A 14,973-nucleotide genomic window follows, 5' to 3' on the forward strand; every position below is an offset into this window, starting at 1 on the left:
GGCGGGGGCGCGGGGGGGGGGGCGGGGGTGGAGGTTGGCGGTGGCGCGAACTCAACTCGAACGCGCGACGGCGGCGTGGTCGGTGGGGGACCGGCCGCAGGCGCAGACGTTGGTCCACGAGGCATATCCGGCCATCGCCGAACATCTTCGCGCACACGACGTCTCGCGGTGCTGGCTGTACTTCGGCCTGATCAGCATCTCCGTGAGTGCGCTCGACGATGCCGACGAACGGCTCGGCCACGCCGAACGGCACTGGCGTGAGATCGAGAAACCACTGCACATCCATCGGATCTTGTTGCAGCGCAGCTGGGTAGACATCTTCCGCGGAGACTTCGCCGCAGCTCTCGAGCGCGTCGAAGAGGCGCGCGAACTGCTCGACGCATGGCCACGGCACAGCTGGTTGCAGTTCGCCCGCCTCGACGACCAGCTCGGTAACGTCTGGCGGGCCGATGCACTGGCCGATCCCGTCCACGCGGCCGAAAAGCTGGAGAAGGCCGCCGAACTCAAACTTCCCGCCGCGATGGCCGTCGACTCGGTGCGGTACTCGATTCCCGACGCCGATGCCCGGATGCGCTGGGCGACCTACGTTTCTGCCCCGATTCTCGCCGGTGCCTTCGCCGTCGCATGGGAGTGGGGCAATACCGATCTCGTCAGCGAACTCATCGAATACCACAGCGCGCGGGGCACGTTCACCGCCGAACCCGCTTCCGCCGACGCCATGGACTGGGCGGGTACCGCCACAGCGGCCGTACCTGTGGAGTCCGCCGACGAGTACGCGCTCGTCGCCGCCGGACCGGCGGTCACTTCAGGTGCGTCGCTGACCCGGCTGGGACCGTTGCCGCCGCTGGTGATGGACCCTGCCACCGCACCGATCATCGGCCGCTACCGCGCGCTGGCAGCCGAGCGGTACGGCCGCGACGTGACCGCGGACGAGCCCGCGTGGTGCACGTGGCCTTGACCGAAACTCTCGTCCTGCGCTTCGCCGACGTCGGGGTGGCGACGTACGCGGCCCTGCGGGTCGTCGGCGACCCGTCGCGAACCGTCACCTGGGTGGTCGAACAGCCGGATCTCGTTGCAGCCGAGCAGCGACTGGCCGAGGCCCTGCCCGACCCGGTCGGCACCGAGAACCGTCGCGACGCGCTCGACCGCGCGATCACCAGGGGAGCATTCGCCTCGCCCGCCACCGAATTCGACCTCGCCCGCGCGCTGGGCGCCCGGCTGATCGCGCAGGCCGGCTGGCAGTTGCTCGTCGAGCATGTGGCGTCACCACGCGCGACACTGTTCGTCTCGCCGAGCGCACGGTTGGCCAGGACGCCCTGGGGCCTGCTGGCATCGCCGGGCGACGACGGCACCCGGCTGATGGAACTGGCCGAGGTCATGATGGCCGTGCCTCCCAACATCGTCAATTCGCCGCGAACTCTGGTGGATTGGAACGACAGCGGCGACAAGCCCGTTCTGTTGGTGCTGGACCCGCGCGTTCCCGGTCAACGCCCGGACGCGGCGTTGGGCTCCGTGCTCGGCAGACCGTCGCCCGATACCGTCCTGGCACGGCATTTCGCCGATCTGGCCGCCCGTTGCGCCGTGCTGCCGGACGTGACGGGCGCAGTCGAGCTGTTCCGGCGCACCGACGCCGACCGGGGTTGGCTGGCCGGTCAACTCGCCCGGCACCCCGGCCGCATGGTGTACGTCGGGCACGCCACGGCCGCCGACGGCGACGCCGGCCACGCGGACCGCGCCGCACTGCACCTCGCCGAAGAACGGCCGCTCACCGCGGGCGAGCTCATGACGGCGAGATTGCCTTTCCCTCCGCGAGTTGCGCTGCTGGCGTGCGCATCCGGCGGGGACTATCAGTTCGACGAGGCCAGCGGGCTGGTGGCGGCGATGATCCTGGGTGGCGCCCAACTGGTCACCGCCACGTTGTGGTCGTTACCGACGACCGCGGGCTATCGGCAGTTCGCCGAATCCGATGCCGACCCGATGAGCGAGACGATCGTCGCCGTCGACTGCGCCCATGAGGCCGATGAGGCCGGCCGCGCGGTCAACCGCTGGCAGCGGCAACGGATGCGCGACTGGCGCGGCGGCGATCTGACCGCCAGCCCGCTGTACTGGGCGGCGCTGGCCAGCTTCGCCGTCGACGGCGCGCGCTGATCACACCGGCGCCACACAGATCGCGACGGCGGTCTCGTCACCTGGTCGGTAGTAGGTGTCGATGATGCTGCCGGGGGAGACCTTCACGAGCGCGGACGCCGGCACCAACGCCGTCTCCCGGGCGGGAAACTGCCCCCCTCCAGGCCTTTTGACCATCACATCCAGTTCGACCTCCCGGCAGTCCTCGAGCGCCTGCCCGGTAGGCCGCATCGCGGTGACGACGGCCCTTGATCGAGTGCCGTTGCGGATCAACTCGAGTCGGTCGCAGGTGAGCAGGCCTTTGCGCACCATCATCCGGTCGAACTCCGCTCGCGCGGCGAGGATGTCCTCCGCCGTGGCCAGACGCTCGTCGGCCTCGCCGGACTCCACACGCGAGAGCCTCCAAGCGGGTAGTAACGAAGCGGCCGTCGTACCGATGTAGACGATGCAGACGAACGCGAACAGCACAGTGAACATGACCTAAAGGGTCGGACGGGCGTGCCGCTACCGAACCCAACTTTCCTGCTGTCCACAATCGCCGACGTACTTCTATCCTGTCCTGATGAGCACCGAGACGGCCGTCGCCGTCGCCCATCCGCGTCGGGCGGTCATCGACCGGGCCTGGCGTGCCATCGGGCCCGGCGTCGAGGTGCTCAGCGGTGAAGACGGCGGGCCGCTGCGGCGAACGGTGAAGCGGGTCATCGATCCGCTGGTGTTGCGGCTGCGCTCGAACACTCATTTCTCGGCACCCTTCGTCGCGCCCGACGTGGCCGATGCGATGTACGACGCGATCGTCGGCCACGCAGCGCAACTGCGGGACACCGCGGCCTGGTTCGACGTCCTCAAACGGGAGCGGCGCCGCTTACGCATCACCTCGGGCAATGCCCAGGAGCTTTACTTCCCGGTGTGTTTCGAGCTGGCCGTGACGAAAGGTGCTCCCTCACAACATGGTTCGGGCGCCGAGGAGGTGCTGCGCGACATCCACAGTGAACGTGACCGCACGGCGATCGAGGTACTGAACCGGTTCGTATCCGACGAGAAGGTCATCACCGAACTGGAGAAGCAACTCAGCAGCAGCTGGCGAGACGTGCGCGCGGGCAACGCGATCACCGGTCCGTTCATGGCCGGGCTGACCACGGTGCTCGGCTCCGCCGACAGCCACTCGGCCACCGCCGCCCGGCAGCGTGTGTGGCAGGCGTTGGTCGCCGACGCCGCGCCGTACAACCTCGGAGCCAAGGCCCGCAGCAGGCCGGCCGAGTTGCCGTGGTCCATCGTGGACCTCGGTCTCAGCTCTGTTGAGCCACAACAGCGGCCGAGCGTCATCGGCAGCACGGACAACGACCGGCCCCTGAACCGCGGCGTGATCGACAGGGTGCGCGCAACGCTGCGAAGGGCCATGGACCGCGACGAGCTTCCCGACGTGCCGACGTTGTGCGCCGAAGAGGTCGACCGGGCCTGCGCGCCTTGGGGTCTGATCGGAGAGGACAAGCAGGCCACGCTGGTCGCAGGAATCGAGGTGGCGGTGCATCTCGCGCCGTTGGCCGATGTCGCCGATTCTCGCTACGAGTTGGCCCGGCAGATCCAGGCTCGGCTGCGCAAGGAGGCCTACGTGCTGCACGCGCGCCGCTACCTGGTCTCCGGCCAGCCGATCCATCCGCGCCAGCAGCAGGTGATCGACGAGCTGGCCGCATTCGCGCGCCCCTACCTGAGCCGGTTGTGGGCCCGGCTGCACGGCCGCGATGTATGGCAGGAACCGTGTGACGACGTCGATGACGTCCGAGCGGTGCTGGAAGGGGTGGCCCGGTCGGTCAGCCTGGACCACCGCCAGCGGATCAAGACCATGCTGGAGCTGCAGGTGGCGGGATGAGGCTCACGGCAGATTCGGGTCTGTGGACGACGGGACCGCTGGTGGCCCCGGCTCCGCTGGTGGCCGTGCTGGAAGTCAGCGGTGCGGTGCTGTCATGGACGGTCGACGATTCGACGGATGCCCAGATCGCGTTCACCGATCCGGCGCGAGCCGACTGGTTGTGGCGGGTGGTCGGTGAGACCGGCCACCACGCCGTGGTCTGCGCGCTAGGTGACCGCGTCGCTGTCGACAGCGTGGAGGTGGCCGGTGTGACCCTGCTGCCCGATGCGCTTGCTCCGTTGCGTCGGCTCGCGCTCGGCCACTGGCTACGGCGCTGGTGGCCGGCGAGCCAGCGGGATGCGATCGCGACCCTGGACGGTGCGCTTTTGGACGCCGAGGTCGCGCTGTTGACCGCCGCGGCGCAGGACTACTTCGGTGACGAAACCTTCGACTCGGAGATCACCCATCTGCTTGCCCCCCACTCGGCGGCGCTGGATGCCGCTGTGCACGAGGGCGATCCGCGGGTCACAGCGCTTGTCGAGCTGTGCCGCAACGTGGCCGACGACGTCGGAGTCGCACTCGATGCGGGCCCGGTGAGTGGCCGGCGCGCCGACTACGCACTTGCGGCAGGGGCGGATACGCACGTCCGGAGCTCCGCGGTCATCGGTGATGGCACCGCCTCGCTCAACTGGGCGGCCGTACCACCGGGGGTCTTCGACGCTGCCGAGGACACCGTCACGTGGTCAATCGAAGCGACCGGCGACGGTGTGAGCGCGGTGGTGGACGTGGAGTTGGCAGGGCAGGGCACCCCCCACGGCATCACCGTGCGGTTGGAGTCGGGAACCGTCGGGGGGACGGGCGTACTCGGAGCGGACGGACGTGCGTCGTTTCCCGTTGTCGACACCGACAGCACACCGATCTCCGAAACCTTTGCCTGGAACCATGACTGGCGCGGCGCAAGGGTGGTGGTGGGCGCCGATGTCGACGAGTCGGCCCAAACCCGCGAGCGGGTGCGCGCCTTCGCTCGGTCGCGGATGGATCAACCCGGTCCGGATGCGTTCCTGGCCGAGATCCTTGCCGCCGAATCGGATTACTGAGACTCGTCGGACTGTCTGCGCATCTGCTCGCGGATCTGTTCCAGGCGCTCGGCGGCCGCCCGCTGCCGCTCGTCGTACTGCTCGGCGACGCTTCGACCTTCGGGGGTTTCGGCCGCGAGTTCGGACGCGCCGATCGCGGTGCCGTAGCGGGTCTCGATCTTCTCGCGCACGGCGTCGAAGGTCGGCACACCACCGGGGGTGTAGCCGCTGTCGACCGGCTCGACCGGAGTGGTGGACTCAGGTTTCGGCTCCACGACTTCCGCGTCGACGGCGGGTTCCTGATCCGGTTCCGGAGTGGTGTCGCCCGGCATGCCGTTCACGGTACCCGCCCGCCCCTCACGACGGTTATGGCAATTTTGACGAAAGCCCCGCGTTGTTTGTACGACGCGCGTAGCGTCTTGCCGTCATCACGGCGAAGGGAGCCACCATGCGCGGCGGCATCATTTTCTCAGCGGTTGTCGGCGTCGCCATGGCGCTCGGCACCGCCGCACCGGCCTTGGCCGACGAGACCGACGACATCTTCGTCTCGGTGCTCGAGGGCGAAGGGATCCCGTTCTCGACCCCCAAGGACGCAATCAGCCTTGCCCACGCGGTCTGTGATTACGTGGCCGCCGGGCAGAAACCTGAACAGGTTGCGGTCGAGATCAGTGAACCGGCCAACTGGACCCTGGAGCAGAGCGGGTTCTTCGTCGGCGCCGCGACCCAGTCGTACTGTCCGTCGTAGCTCTGTCGTAGCCCCGTTCAACTGGGCGGGAAGGCTTCCCGCCGTGTTGCAATGGAGCGTGCACAGAATCACGGGAACCCTCGCCGTCGGTCTTCTGGCCGCGATCATCACTGTGCCGCCCGCCGCGGGACAATCGGAACCGACAGCACCTGCCGACTTCGTCTCACTGAGCGACGTGGCCCCGACGATCCTGCAGGACATCCGCTACCGCACCCCGCACAACTTCGTCGGTGACCCGATCGACGGATACCGCGCGCCGGCGTGCATCCTGACCCGTCCGACGGCAGAGGCGCTGGCCCGCGCACAACAAGACTTCCTCGAACGCGGCCTGTCTCTGAAGGTGTACGACTGCTACCGACCGCAGCGCGCAGTCGACGAATTCGTTGCATGGGCGAACAATCCACTCGACCAGCGGATGAAGGCCGAGTTCTATCCCCGGGTCGACAAGTCGCGGTTGTTCGCCGACGGCTACATCGCCAACCAGTCTGGGCATACGCGCGGCAGCACCGTCGATCTCACCCTGGTGCCGCTGCCCGCGGCAACGACGCCGCCTTATGTACCCGGCGCGCCGCTGGTGGACTGCGCCGCACCGCAGGCAGAACGCTTCCCGGACAACAGTATTGACATGGGTACCGGTTATGACTGCTTCGACACCCTCGCCAACACGCTCGACGCGCGTGTCCAAGGCCCGCAACTGCAGAACCGGCTGCTGTTGAAGGAGGGCTTGCAGAAGCACGGGCTGCAGAACTACGAAAAGGAATGGTGGCACTACACGTTCAAGCCGGAGCCGTACCCGGACAGCTACTTCGACTTCCCGGTCGACGCGTCCTCGCTGACAGGAGGCTGACGCGCTTCTGTCATCGAGGTTTGGCCAACGGGAACGGAAGCGTCTCGCGGATGCTGCGCCCCGTGATCAACATGACGACGCGGTCCACGCCCATACCCAATCCGCCCGTGGGCGGCATCGCGTATTCCATCGCCTGCAGGAAGTCCTCGTCGAGTTCCATCGCCTCCGGATCGCCGCCCGCGGCCAGCAGGGACTGCTCCTGCAATCGGCGGCGCTGTTCGACCGGATCGGTGAGTTCGCTGTAGGCGGTGCCGAGTTCGACGCCCCACGCCACCAGGTCCCACCGCTCTGCCACGCCGGGGATGCTGCGGTGCGGACGGGTCAGCGGTGAGACCGACGTCGGGAAGTCCTTGTAGAACGTCGGCGACTCGGTGCGGTCCTCGACCAGCCGCTCATAGAGTTCCAGCACCACCGCACCTGCGTCCCAGTGCGTGAGGTATGGAATGGCAGCGGCGTCACACAGTTTGCGCAACCGCGGCAACTCGGTTTCGGGCCCGATTTGCTCACCGAGGGCTTCGGACACGGCGTCGTGCACCGTCTTGACCGTCCACTGACCGGAGATGTCGACGGGCTCGAGCCCACCGCCTTGCTGGGGCCGGTAGAACACCTGCGCACCGTTGGCGGCGAGGGCGGCGTTCTGGATCAGCTCCCGGCAACCGTCGATCCAGACGTTGTAATCCGCGTGCGCCTGATAGGCCTCCAACAACGTGAATTCGGGGTTGTGGCTGAAGTCGACGCCCTCGTTGCGAAACGCCCTGCCCAGCTCGAAGACTCGCTCGACACCGCCCACGCAGAGCCGCTTGAGGTACAGCTCGGGAGCGATCCGCAGGTAGAGGTCCAGGTCGTAGGCGTTGATGTGGGTGAGGAACGGCCGGGCGTTCGCGCCACCGTGGATCTGTTGCAGTATGGGCGTCTCGACCTCGAGGAACCCCTTGGCCACCAGGGTTTCCCGAATCGCGTGCAGCACGCCGCTGCGCGCGCGGATGAGATCGCGAGCCTCGGTGTTGATCGCCAGGTCGACGTAGCGGGCGCGCACGCGCGCTTCCTGGTCGGTCAACCCCTTCCACTTGTCGGGGAGCGGGCGCAGGCATTTGCCGATCATCCGCCAGTCACGCACCAGAAGGGAACGGGTGCCCTTCTTGCTGAAACCCATCGTGCCCGACACCTCGATGAGGTCACCGAGATCGATGGCATGGGTGAAGTCCGCCGTCGTCGCCGATTCGAGCAACGAATTGTCCAGCAGCAACTGAACTTCGTCGGACCAGTCGCGCAGCTGGGCGAACAACACGCCGCCGTAGTCGCGGCTGCGCAGCACCCGGCCCGCCACCGTCACCGGAACGTCGTCGTCGGCGTCGATCGCCTCGGCGATGGTGTGCGACGGCGGCGTACCGACGGGGTAGGCATCGGTGCCATTGTCCTGCAACGCCTTCATCTTGGCCATGCGCACTCGCAGCTGCTCCGGCTGCCGTGGCTCCTCGGCATCGGGCAGGTCCGCCGCCAGCCCACTGACATCGGGGGCCGTGCCGTCGTGGTGCAGCAGACCGGTCGCCACCAGATCCTGTGGTACCGCGGTGTGGTGCCCGGTGTGCGGCTGTTCGTGGCGACGCGAGAAGGGCAGTACCAGAAAGCCTTCGGCGATCACCGAGGCCACCCCGACCCGGGGCACCAGTCGGGCGTCGTCGTAGCAGGCGTAGCGCGGGACCCATTCCGGTTGGTATTTCATGTTCGAGCGGTACAGCGTCTCGAGCTGCCACCACCGGGAGAAGAACACGAGGAGGCTGCGCCACAGCCGCGCGACCGGGCCCGCCCCGAGCTGGGCGCCCTGTTCGAACGCCGAGCGGAACATGGCGAAGTTCAACGAGATCCGCGTGATGCCGATGTCCTCGGCCTGCATGCACAGTTCGCTGACCATCAATTCGATGGTGCCGTTGGGGGAGTGGGATGCACGGCGCATCAGGTCCAGCGAGACGCCGTTGGTGCCCCACGGAACCAACGACAGCATGGCGACGACTTCATCGTTCCCAACCGCCTCGACCAGGAGGCAGTCGCCGTCGGCAGGGTCGCCGAGCCGGCCCAGCGCCATCGAGAAGCCGCGCTCGTCGTCGGTGTCGCGCCAGGCGTCGGCGCGGGCGATGACGTCGGCCATCTCCTCGGCGCCCAAATCGCGGTGCCTGCGGATGCGCACACTCACGCCCGCACGCCGCGCCCGGGTCACGGCCTGCCGGACCGCGCGCATGTCCGGTCCGGACAGCCGGAAGTTGTCGGGATGCAGAATGGCCTCGTCGCCGAGTTGCAGGGCGTTGAGCCCGGCCTCGCGGAACGCCTCGGCGCCGGCCGAACTCGCGCCCATCACCCCGGGGGCCCAGCCATAGCTCTGACACAGCGCGAGCCACGCCTCGATCGCCGCCGGCCACGCCTTGGGATCACCGACCGGGTCCCCGCTCGCCAGGCACACACCGACTTCCACGCGGTAAGTGATCGCGGCACGCCCATTGGGCGCGAACACCACCGCCTTGTCGCGGCGCGTGGCGAAATAACCGAGGGAGTCGTTCTTGCCGAACAACTCCAGCAGACCCCGCAGTGCGGATTCGTCCTCGCCGGTCAGCGCGTTCTCGGCGCGCTGGGACTGGAACAGCACGATCGCCGCGACCATCAGGGCCAGTGCGCCGAAGAGCCCGAGCACCGCGTTGATCAGGACATGCGGATGGCCGGTGAAATTCGAGGAGTCCGCGCCCGCGAACGCGCTGACCCGGTTGAGCGCGTACCAGAACCGGTCGTCGCGGCTCAGCGTGCCCGGGAACAGTTCGAGCAGACCCCAGCCGATCAGGGTGCCGATCGCCATCCCCGCGACCAGCACGAGCGCCGCCTTCAGCAGGGCGCCGCGGCGCACCTTCGCCCAGAACTCGCCGCGAGCCAGCAGCAGGAACAGGATCGCGGCGATATGGAAGACCAGTCCGATGACCTCACCGATCTCCTCGACCACCGACTCGTCGCCGGACACCAGGTCGGCGATGTTGAAGACGATCGCGCCCACCATGTAGCCGACGAGGATCCACCAGGCGATCCGTTTGCGTGCCGCCAGCGCCGCGGCCAGCAGCGCCAGCACGAACGCCCACGCGAAGCTGGTGTCGGGGAAGTTGAAGATGTAGTCGTTGACGAACTCACGCGGAACCCGGATGACCGACCGCACGAACGGCGAGACGCTCGCCATCAAGGAGAGCGTGGCGATGATGCCGACCGTCCAGCCCGCCGCCGCGGGCACCCACCAGTACCTGGACCGGCGGCGGGTGACGGGCAGGCTCGCGACGGTCATAGGCCGCGACATTATTCGGTCAGAGCGCCAAATGGGTGGCGACTCACGACCAGACGGGTCCGGTGTATTTCTCGCCGGGGCCTTGGCCTGGTTCGTCCGGGGATGCGCTGGCCTCGCGGAAGGCCAATTGCAGCGTCTTCAAACCGTCACGCACCGGCCCGGCATGGGGTCCGAGATACTCGGCGGACGCGGTGACCAACCCGGCCAGCGCGGTGATCAGCCTGCGCGCCTCGTCGAGATCGCGGTGCGGGCTCTCGTCGGGATTGTCGGCCGACAGCCCGAGCTTCTCGGCGGCGGCGCTCATCAGCATCACGGCCGAGCGGGTGATCACCTCGACGGCGGGGATCTCGGCGAGTTCACGAATGCCGGTGCCGTCGAGGTCAGCTGAGTTCGGGTCATCGGTCATGGCTGCTAGACTGGCATGCGCGACCGTCCCGGCAAACGCCAGGGACAGCAAGTGGAGTCCCCCTCCCACCGCTGGCCATACCGGCTCAGCGGTCCGGTCACAGGCGTCAACGCCTGTCCTGGTCGGCTGTGGGCCCTGCTTTGAGCAGGGCTTTTCTGTTCGTTGAGCAGAGCTGACGGAGTGGGCTCCTAGAGGACAACATAGGAGGCCCCATCAGCACTGAGACCCGCGTCAACGAGCGTATCCGCGTACCTGAAGTCCGCCTGATCGGACCGGGCGGTGAACAGGTAGGCATAGTGCGCATCGAAGATGCCCTCCGCGTCGCCGCGGATGCCGATCTCGATCTCGTCGAAGTAGCACCGGATGCCAAACCCCCGGTCTGCAAGATCATGGACTACGGAAAGTTCAAATACGAGACGGCTCAGAAGGCGCGCGAGTCTCGCAAGAACCAGCAGCAGACCGTCGTCAAGGAACAGAAGCTCCGTCCCAAGATCGACCCGCACGACTACGAGACCAAAAAGGGTCACGTGATCCGCTTCCTCGAGGCGGGGTCGAAGGTCAAGGTGACGATCATGTTCCGCGGCCGCGAACAGTCGCGGCCCGAGTTGGGCTTCCGTCTCCTGCAGCGGCTGGGCGCCGATGTCGCCGATTACGGCTTCGTCGAGACGTCCGCCAAACAGGACGGGCGCAACATGACGATGGTGCTGGCCCCGCACCGCGGCGCGAAGACTCGCGCCAAGGCGGCGCAACAGGCCGAAGGCTCCGCAGAGCCGGCCCCAGCACCCGACCGAAACAGTTAGAACGACAGAGCAGAGGACCCATGCCCAAGGCGAAAACCCACAGCGGCGCTTCCAAGCGGTTCCGTCGCACCGGAACCGGCAAGATCGTGCGCCAGAAGGCCAACCGCCGCCACTTGCTCGAGCACAAGCCGAGCAAGCGCACCCGGCGACTCGACGGCCGCACCGTGGTGTCGGCCGCCGACAACGCCCGCATCAACAAGATGCTCAACGGCTGACCGACGAACACGTACGACCTGAACGAAGGACATTCCCATGGCACGCGTCAAGCGCGCAGTCAACGCCCAGAAGAAGCGGCGGACAATCCTCAAAGCCTCCAAGGGCTACCGGGGCCAGCGGTCGCGGCTGTACCGCAAGGCCAAAGAGCAGCAGCTGCATTCGCTCAACTACGCCTATCGTGACCGGCGCGCCCGTAAGGGCGAGTTCCGCAAGCTGTGGATCTCGCGTATCAATGCCGCCGCCCGCGCCAACGACATCACCTATAACCGGCTGATCCAGGGGCTCAAAGCCGCTGGGGTCGAGGTGGACCGAAAGAACCTCGCCGAGATCGCCGTCAGCGATCCGGCGGCGTTCACCGCGCTGGTGGAGGTCGCCAAGGGCGCGCTGCCCGAGGACGTGAACGCGCCGTCGGGCGAGGCTGCCTGACGCTCACCGAACGCTCCGCCCGCGTGGTCGCAGCGGTCAAGCTGCACCGCCACGTCGGACGACGCCGCGCCGCGCGCTTCCTCGCCGAGGGCCCCAACCTCGTCGAGGCGGCGTTGCGGCGCGGACTCGTATCCGAGGTCTTCGCCACCGAGGACGCCGCGCACCGATTCGGTGCGATGCTCGCCGATGTCCCGGTGCACCTGGTGACCGAACGCGCCGCAAAAGCGTTGTCGGAGACGGTGACTCCGGTCGGACTTGTCGCGCTCTGCACGATTCCTCAGACGTCGCTGGACGACGTGCTGGCCGAGTCGCCGCGCCTGGTCGCGGTCGCGGTCGAGATGTCCGAACCGGGCAACGCGGGCACGCTGATCCGGATCGCGGATGCGATGGGGGCCGACGCCGTCGTGTTCGCCGGGCACAGCGTCGACCCGTACAACGGGAAGTGCCTGCGCGCCTCGGCCGGCAGCATCTTCTCGATTCCCGTCGTCTCGGACAGCGACGCCGCTTTGGCGGTGGCGCGACTCGCGGGCGCCGGCCTGCAGGTGTTCGCGACGACCGTAGACGGCGAGACCTCCTTGGACAGCCCCGACCTCGAGGCCGCCCTGTCGCAGCCGACGGCGTGGTTGTTCGGGCCGGAGGCCCACGGCCTGCCCGTCGATCTGGCGGCGTCGGCGACGCATCGCGTTCACATCCCGATGCCGGGCAACGCCGAGAGCCTCAATGTGGCCGCGGCCGCAGCGATCTGCCTGTATCAGAGCGCACGGGCACAACGCCGCTCCTAGCTCAACAGACCCCGCGCCACGTGGGTGATCTGCACCTCGTTACTGCCGGCGTAGATCATCAAGGACTTGGCGTCGCGCGCCAACTGTTCGACGCGGTACTCGGTCATGTAGCCGTTGCCGCCGAACAGCTGCACGGCGTCCATCGCGACGTCGGTGGCGGCCTGAGAGCAATACCATTTGATCGCCGACGCCTCCGCCAGCGAGATCGCCACACCGGCCTGCGCCGCCTCGATCACGCGAAACAGGATGTTGCGCACGTTCATCCGCGCCACCTCCATGTTCGCGAGCTTGAGCTGGATCAGCTGGAACTGTGCGATTTCCTGACCCCACAGCGTGCGGCTCTTGGCGTAGTCGACGCACAGCCGCAGGCACTCCTCGATCACCCCCAGCGACATCGCGGCAACACCGATGCGTTCGGTGCTGAAGCTCGACCGCGCGCTGGCGCGGCCGTCACCGGCGGAATTGTCCTCGGTCTCACCGAGCAGTCGGTCCCGGCCCAATCGCACGTTGTTGAAGAACAACTCGCCGGTGCGCGAGCTGTGAATACCCATCTTGCGGAACGGCTTCGACTGGACGAAACCCTCCATGCCGCGGTCGAGCACGAAGGTCAGCACCTTGCGGTCGCGCTTGTCGACGCCGGGGTCCCCCTCGTCGAGCTTTGCGTAGACCACGACGACGTCGGCGTCGGGGCCATTGGTGATGAAGGTCTTCTGCCCGTTGAGGATGTAGTCGTCTCCATCACGTACGACGTAGGACTTCATACCGCCGAACGCATCGGAGCCCGAATCGGGCTCGGTGATCGCCCACGCGCCGACCTTGTCGTAGGTGACCAGATCGGGCAGCCAGCGCTCCTGCTGGGCCAATGTCCCGCGGCTCATGATCGTCGGCACCGTCAGCCCGAGGCTGACCCCCATGCCGGTGACGACGCCCATCGACACCCGGCACAGCTCACTGATCACGACGAAGCCCATCCCGCCGGACCCCTCACCGAACATGCCGCCACCCGAGGACTTCTCCGACGAGCCGCCGCCATCACGCAGCCGGGCAAGGCGCTTGTTCAGCGACTCGCGCGCCATGTCGGCGATGCCGAACGTCGCGAACAGCTTGCGCACGATGGGGTAGGGCTCCATCTCGCCGCTCTCCAGGGCGTCGACGTGCGGGCGGATTTCCTTGTCGACGAACTCGCGGACGGCATCGCGCACGGCGAGATCGACATCAGACCATTCGAGCATGCCCTCTAGGCTGCCTTACTGCGTCCGCGCGCCGGACGCAGCCCCGCCAAAGAGAACGTGGTGTGCACCAGCGACCCGGCCCGGTCGAGCAGCGACTTGCGCGGCGGGACGTAGTGCATCGGCAGCCCGCGCCGGTCGCTCGGCGGGGCCATGAACGCAGGTGCCTCGACCAGTGGAGCGTCCGCGGGAAGACGGCCCTGGGCACGCCGATATGCGGTCAAAGCCCTTGGGTGCAAACGGATTTCGTCGGGCACCGCCACGAATGCGAACTCCACCAGCTTGCCGAACAGGCGCAGCAGCACCTCGTCTCCCGGCGTCCAGCGCATGTTGGCCTTCTCGCGAAGGGCGTCGTCGAATACACCCGCCGCGATCCAGCGCTGCGCGCCGACCATCGGTTTGAAGAGCTGGTCCCACAACCCGGTGGGCATCAACACGAACCACGGCTTGGGGATCCGGATCGAGAAGATGTCGAGCGTGGCGCGGTTGATCTCGAGCTCCTCGCGGCACTTGCGGTCCCAGTACTGGCAGAACTCCTCCCAGCTTTGCGGCACCGGCCGCATGCTCATGCCGTACATCCGGTACCACTGCACATGTTCGTCGAACAGCTGGCGTTTCTCGGCTTCGGTCAGTCCGCCGCAGAAGTACTCGGCAGTCTTGATGATCAGCATGAAGAAGGTGGCGTGCGCCCAGTAGAACGTCTCGGGGTTCAGCGCGTGGTAGCGCCGGCCCTCGCCGTCCACCCCCTTGATCGTGGTGTGGTAGCTCTTGATCTGCTCTCCGGTCTGCGAGGCGCGTTCGCCGTCGTAGACCACACCCATGATCGGGTACACCGAGCGGGCGACGCGCTGCAGCGGTTCACGGAGCAGGATCGAATGGTCTTCTACACCCGCGCCCAGTTCCGGATACATGTTCTGGACGGCGCCGATCCACACCCCCAGCAGACCCGTGCGCAGGTCGCCGAAATACTTCCACGTCAACGAGTCGGGTCCCAGGGGGTTCGCGGTGCTGCTCACGGTCATCTGATTCCTCGCTGAATCGGCGTCAGACTCAACGATAATGTTGACAACCGGCGTTGTCTACGATTTGCGGGGCGCGTCGTCCCGCAACGTTATTCAGCGGCTACTGACCCGCCACACACCCGTGACCAGCCACTTCGG

15 protein-coding genes and 1 pseudogene are annotated in these 14,973 nt (G+C 67.3%); 10 read left to right on the forward strand and 6 right to left on the reverse strand.

The window, feature by feature from the left end; all coding sequences use genetic code 11:
* Positions 1–958, forward strand: a pseudogene (locus AU072_RS28045) (hypothetical protein); the annotation flags it as partial.
* Positions 940–2,148, forward strand: a complete 1,209-nt coding sequence (locus AU072_RS19040; RefSeq protein ID WP_064415251.1) for a CHAT domain-containing protein — start codon at positions 940–942, stop codon at positions 2,146–2,148. The pseudogene AU072_RS28045 and the gene AU072_RS19040, both read left to right, overlap by 19 nt.
* On the opposite strand, the gene AU072_RS19045 is transcribed toward AU072_RS19040, so the two are convergent.
* The gene (locus tag AU072_RS19045; protein WP_064415252.1) at positions 2,149–2,604 is read right to left on the reverse strand and encodes a hypothetical protein; all 456 of its coding nucleotides are present in this window, start codon (positions 2,602–2,604) and stop codon (positions 2,149–2,151) included.
* Between the two features lie 85 nt (positions 2,605–2,689).
* Here AU072_RS19045 and AU072_RS19050 point away from each other — a divergent pair, with 85 nt between their 5' ends.
* Both AU072_RS19050 and AU072_RS19055 read left to right on the forward strand, forming a co-directional pair.
* Positions 2,690–3,994, forward strand: a complete 1,305-nt coding sequence (locus AU072_RS19050) for a hypothetical protein (protein WP_064415253.1) — start codon at positions 2,690–2,692, stop codon at positions 3,992–3,994.
* Positions 3,991–5,070 carry a hypothetical protein gene (locus AU072_RS19055; RefSeq protein WP_064415254.1) on the forward strand — a complete coding sequence of 360 codons (1,080 nt, stop codon included), beginning with the start codon at positions 3,991–3,993 and terminating at the stop codon, positions 5,068–5,070. The genes AU072_RS19050 and AU072_RS19055 overlap by 4 nt, the downstream gene beginning before the upstream one ends.
* Here the strand turns inward: AU072_RS19055 and AU072_RS19060 are convergent.
* Entirely contained in the window at positions 5,064–5,381 is a 318-nt protein-coding gene (locus AU072_RS19060) for a PspA/IM30 family protein (RefSeq protein WP_235629925.1), read from the reverse strand. The genes AU072_RS19055 and AU072_RS19060 overlap by 7 nt on opposite strands.
* Positions 5,382–5,497: 116 nt before the next feature.
* Here AU072_RS19060 and AU072_RS19065 point away from each other — a divergent pair, with 116 nt between their 5' ends.
* Complete coding sequence (locus AU072_RS19065) at positions 5,498–5,794, forward strand: DUF732 domain-containing protein (protein WP_064415255.1); 297 nt, start codon at positions 5,498–5,500, stop codon at positions 5,792–5,794.
* A 43-nt stretch (positions 5,795–5,837) separates the two neighbouring features.
* Complete coding sequence (locus tag AU072_RS19070) at positions 5,838–6,641, forward strand: M15 family metallopeptidase (protein WP_235629924.1); 804 nt, start codon at positions 5,838–5,840, stop codon at positions 6,639–6,641.
* Between the two features lie 10 nt (positions 6,642–6,651).
* Here the strand turns inward: AU072_RS19070 and lysX are convergent, their stop codons facing one another.
* Together lysX and AU072_RS19080 are read right to left on the reverse strand one after the other, a co-directional pair.
* Entirely contained in the window at positions 6,652–9,954 is a 3,303-nt protein-coding gene (lysX, locus tag AU072_RS19075) for a bifunctional lysylphosphatidylglycerol synthetase/lysine--tRNA ligase LysX (protein ID WP_064415256.1), read from the reverse strand.
* Positions 9,955–9,997: 43 nt separating this feature from the next.
* A complete protein-coding gene (locus AU072_RS19080) occupies positions 9,998–10,360 on the reverse strand; it encodes a DUF1844 domain-containing protein (RefSeq protein ID WP_064415257.1) in 363 nt (120 codons plus the stop codon).
* A gap of 212 nt (positions 10,361–10,572) precedes the next feature.
* Between AU072_RS19080 and infC the strand changes: the two genes are divergently transcribed.
* The 4 genes from infC to AU072_RS19100 are packed head-to-tail and all read left to right on the forward strand — an operon-like array spanning position 10,573 to position 12,584.
* Positions 10,573–11,160 carry a translation initiation factor IF-3 gene (gene infC / locus AU072_RS19085; RefSeq protein ID WP_082680943.1) on the forward strand — a complete coding sequence of 196 codons (588 nt, stop codon included), beginning with the start codon at positions 10,573–10,575 and terminating at the stop codon, positions 11,158–11,160.
* Between the two features lie 20 nt (positions 11,161–11,180).
* Positions 11,181–11,375, forward strand: coding sequence for a 50S ribosomal protein L35 (gene rpmI / locus AU072_RS19090; protein ID WP_064415258.1), 195 nt, complete (start codon positions 11,181–11,183; stop codon positions 11,373–11,375).
* 37 nt (positions 11,376–11,412) lie between these two features.
* Positions 11,413–11,802, forward strand: a complete 390-nt coding sequence (gene rplT / locus AU072_RS19095) for a 50S ribosomal protein L20 (protein ID WP_064346258.1) — start codon at positions 11,413–11,415, stop codon at positions 11,800–11,802.
* Positions 11,803–11,825: 23 nt separating this feature from the next.
* Positions 11,826–12,584 carry a TrmH family RNA methyltransferase gene (locus AU072_RS19100; protein WP_064415259.1) on the forward strand — a complete coding sequence of 253 codons (759 nt, stop codon included), beginning with the start codon at positions 11,826–11,828 and terminating at the stop codon, positions 12,582–12,584.
* On the opposite strand, the gene AU072_RS19105 is transcribed toward AU072_RS19100, so the two are convergent.
* Entirely contained in the window at positions 12,581–13,816 is a 1,236-nt protein-coding gene (locus AU072_RS19105) for an acyl-CoA dehydrogenase family protein (protein WP_064415260.1), read from the reverse strand. The genes AU072_RS19100 and AU072_RS19105 overlap by 4 nt on opposite strands.
* Before the next feature lie 5 nt (positions 13,817–13,821).
* Positions 13,822–14,835, reverse strand: coding sequence for an oxygenase MpaB family protein (locus AU072_RS19110; protein WP_064415261.1), 1,014 nt, complete (start codon positions 14,833–14,835; stop codon positions 13,822–13,824).
* Positions 14,836–14,973 lie beyond the last annotated feature (138 nt).

The organism is Mycolicibacterium novocastrense, from assembly GCF_001499835.1.
GTDB classification, from domain to species: Bacteria; Actinomycetota; Actinomycetes; order Mycobacteriales; family Mycobacteriaceae; genus Mycobacterium; species Mycobacterium novocastrense.

Bases quoted from the DNA above. Each gene is read 5' to 3' on its own strand.
- AU072_RS19060 (WP_235629925.1), bottom strand. From the start codon at position 5,381: ATGCCGGGCGACACCACTCCGGAACCGGATCAGGAACCCGCCGTCGAC.
- AU072_RS19045 (WP_064415252.1), bottom strand. From the start codon at position 2,604: ATGTTCACTGTGCTGTTCGCGTTCGTCTGCATCGTCTACATCGGTACG.
- AU072_RS19055 (WP_064415254.1), top strand. From the start codon at position 3,991: ATGAGGCTCACGGCAGATTCGGGTCTGTGGACGACGGGACCGCTGGTG.
- AU072_RS19105 (WP_064415260.1), bottom strand. From the start codon at position 13,816: ATGCTCGAATGGTCTGATGTCGATCTCGCCGTGCGCGATGCCGTCCGC.
- lysX (WP_064415256.1), bottom strand. From the start codon at position 9,954: ATGACCGTCGCGAGCCTGCCCGTCACCCGCCGCCGGTCCAGGTACTGG.
- rpmI (WP_064415258.1), top strand. From the start codon at position 11,181: ATGCCCAAGGCGAAAACCCACAGCGGCGCTTCCAAGCGGTTCCGTCGC.
- AU072_RS19065 (WP_064415255.1), top strand. From the start codon at position 5,498: ATGCGCGGCGGCATCATTTTCTCAGCGGTTGTCGGCGTCGCCATGGCG.
- rplT (WP_064346258.1), top strand. From the start codon at position 11,413: ATGGCACGCGTCAAGCGCGCAGTCAACGCCCAGAAGAAGCGGCGGACA.
- AU072_RS19110 (WP_064415261.1), bottom strand. From the start codon at position 14,835: ATGACCGTGAGCAGCACCGCGAACCCCCTGGGACCCGACTCGTTGACG.
- AU072_RS19050 (WP_064415253.1), top strand. From the start codon at position 2,690: ATGAGCACCGAGACGGCCGTCGCCGTCGCCCATCCGCGTCGGGCGGTC.
- AU072_RS19080 (WP_064415257.1), bottom strand. From the start codon at position 10,360: ATGACCGATGACCCGAACTCAGCTGACCTCGACGGCACCGGCATTCGT.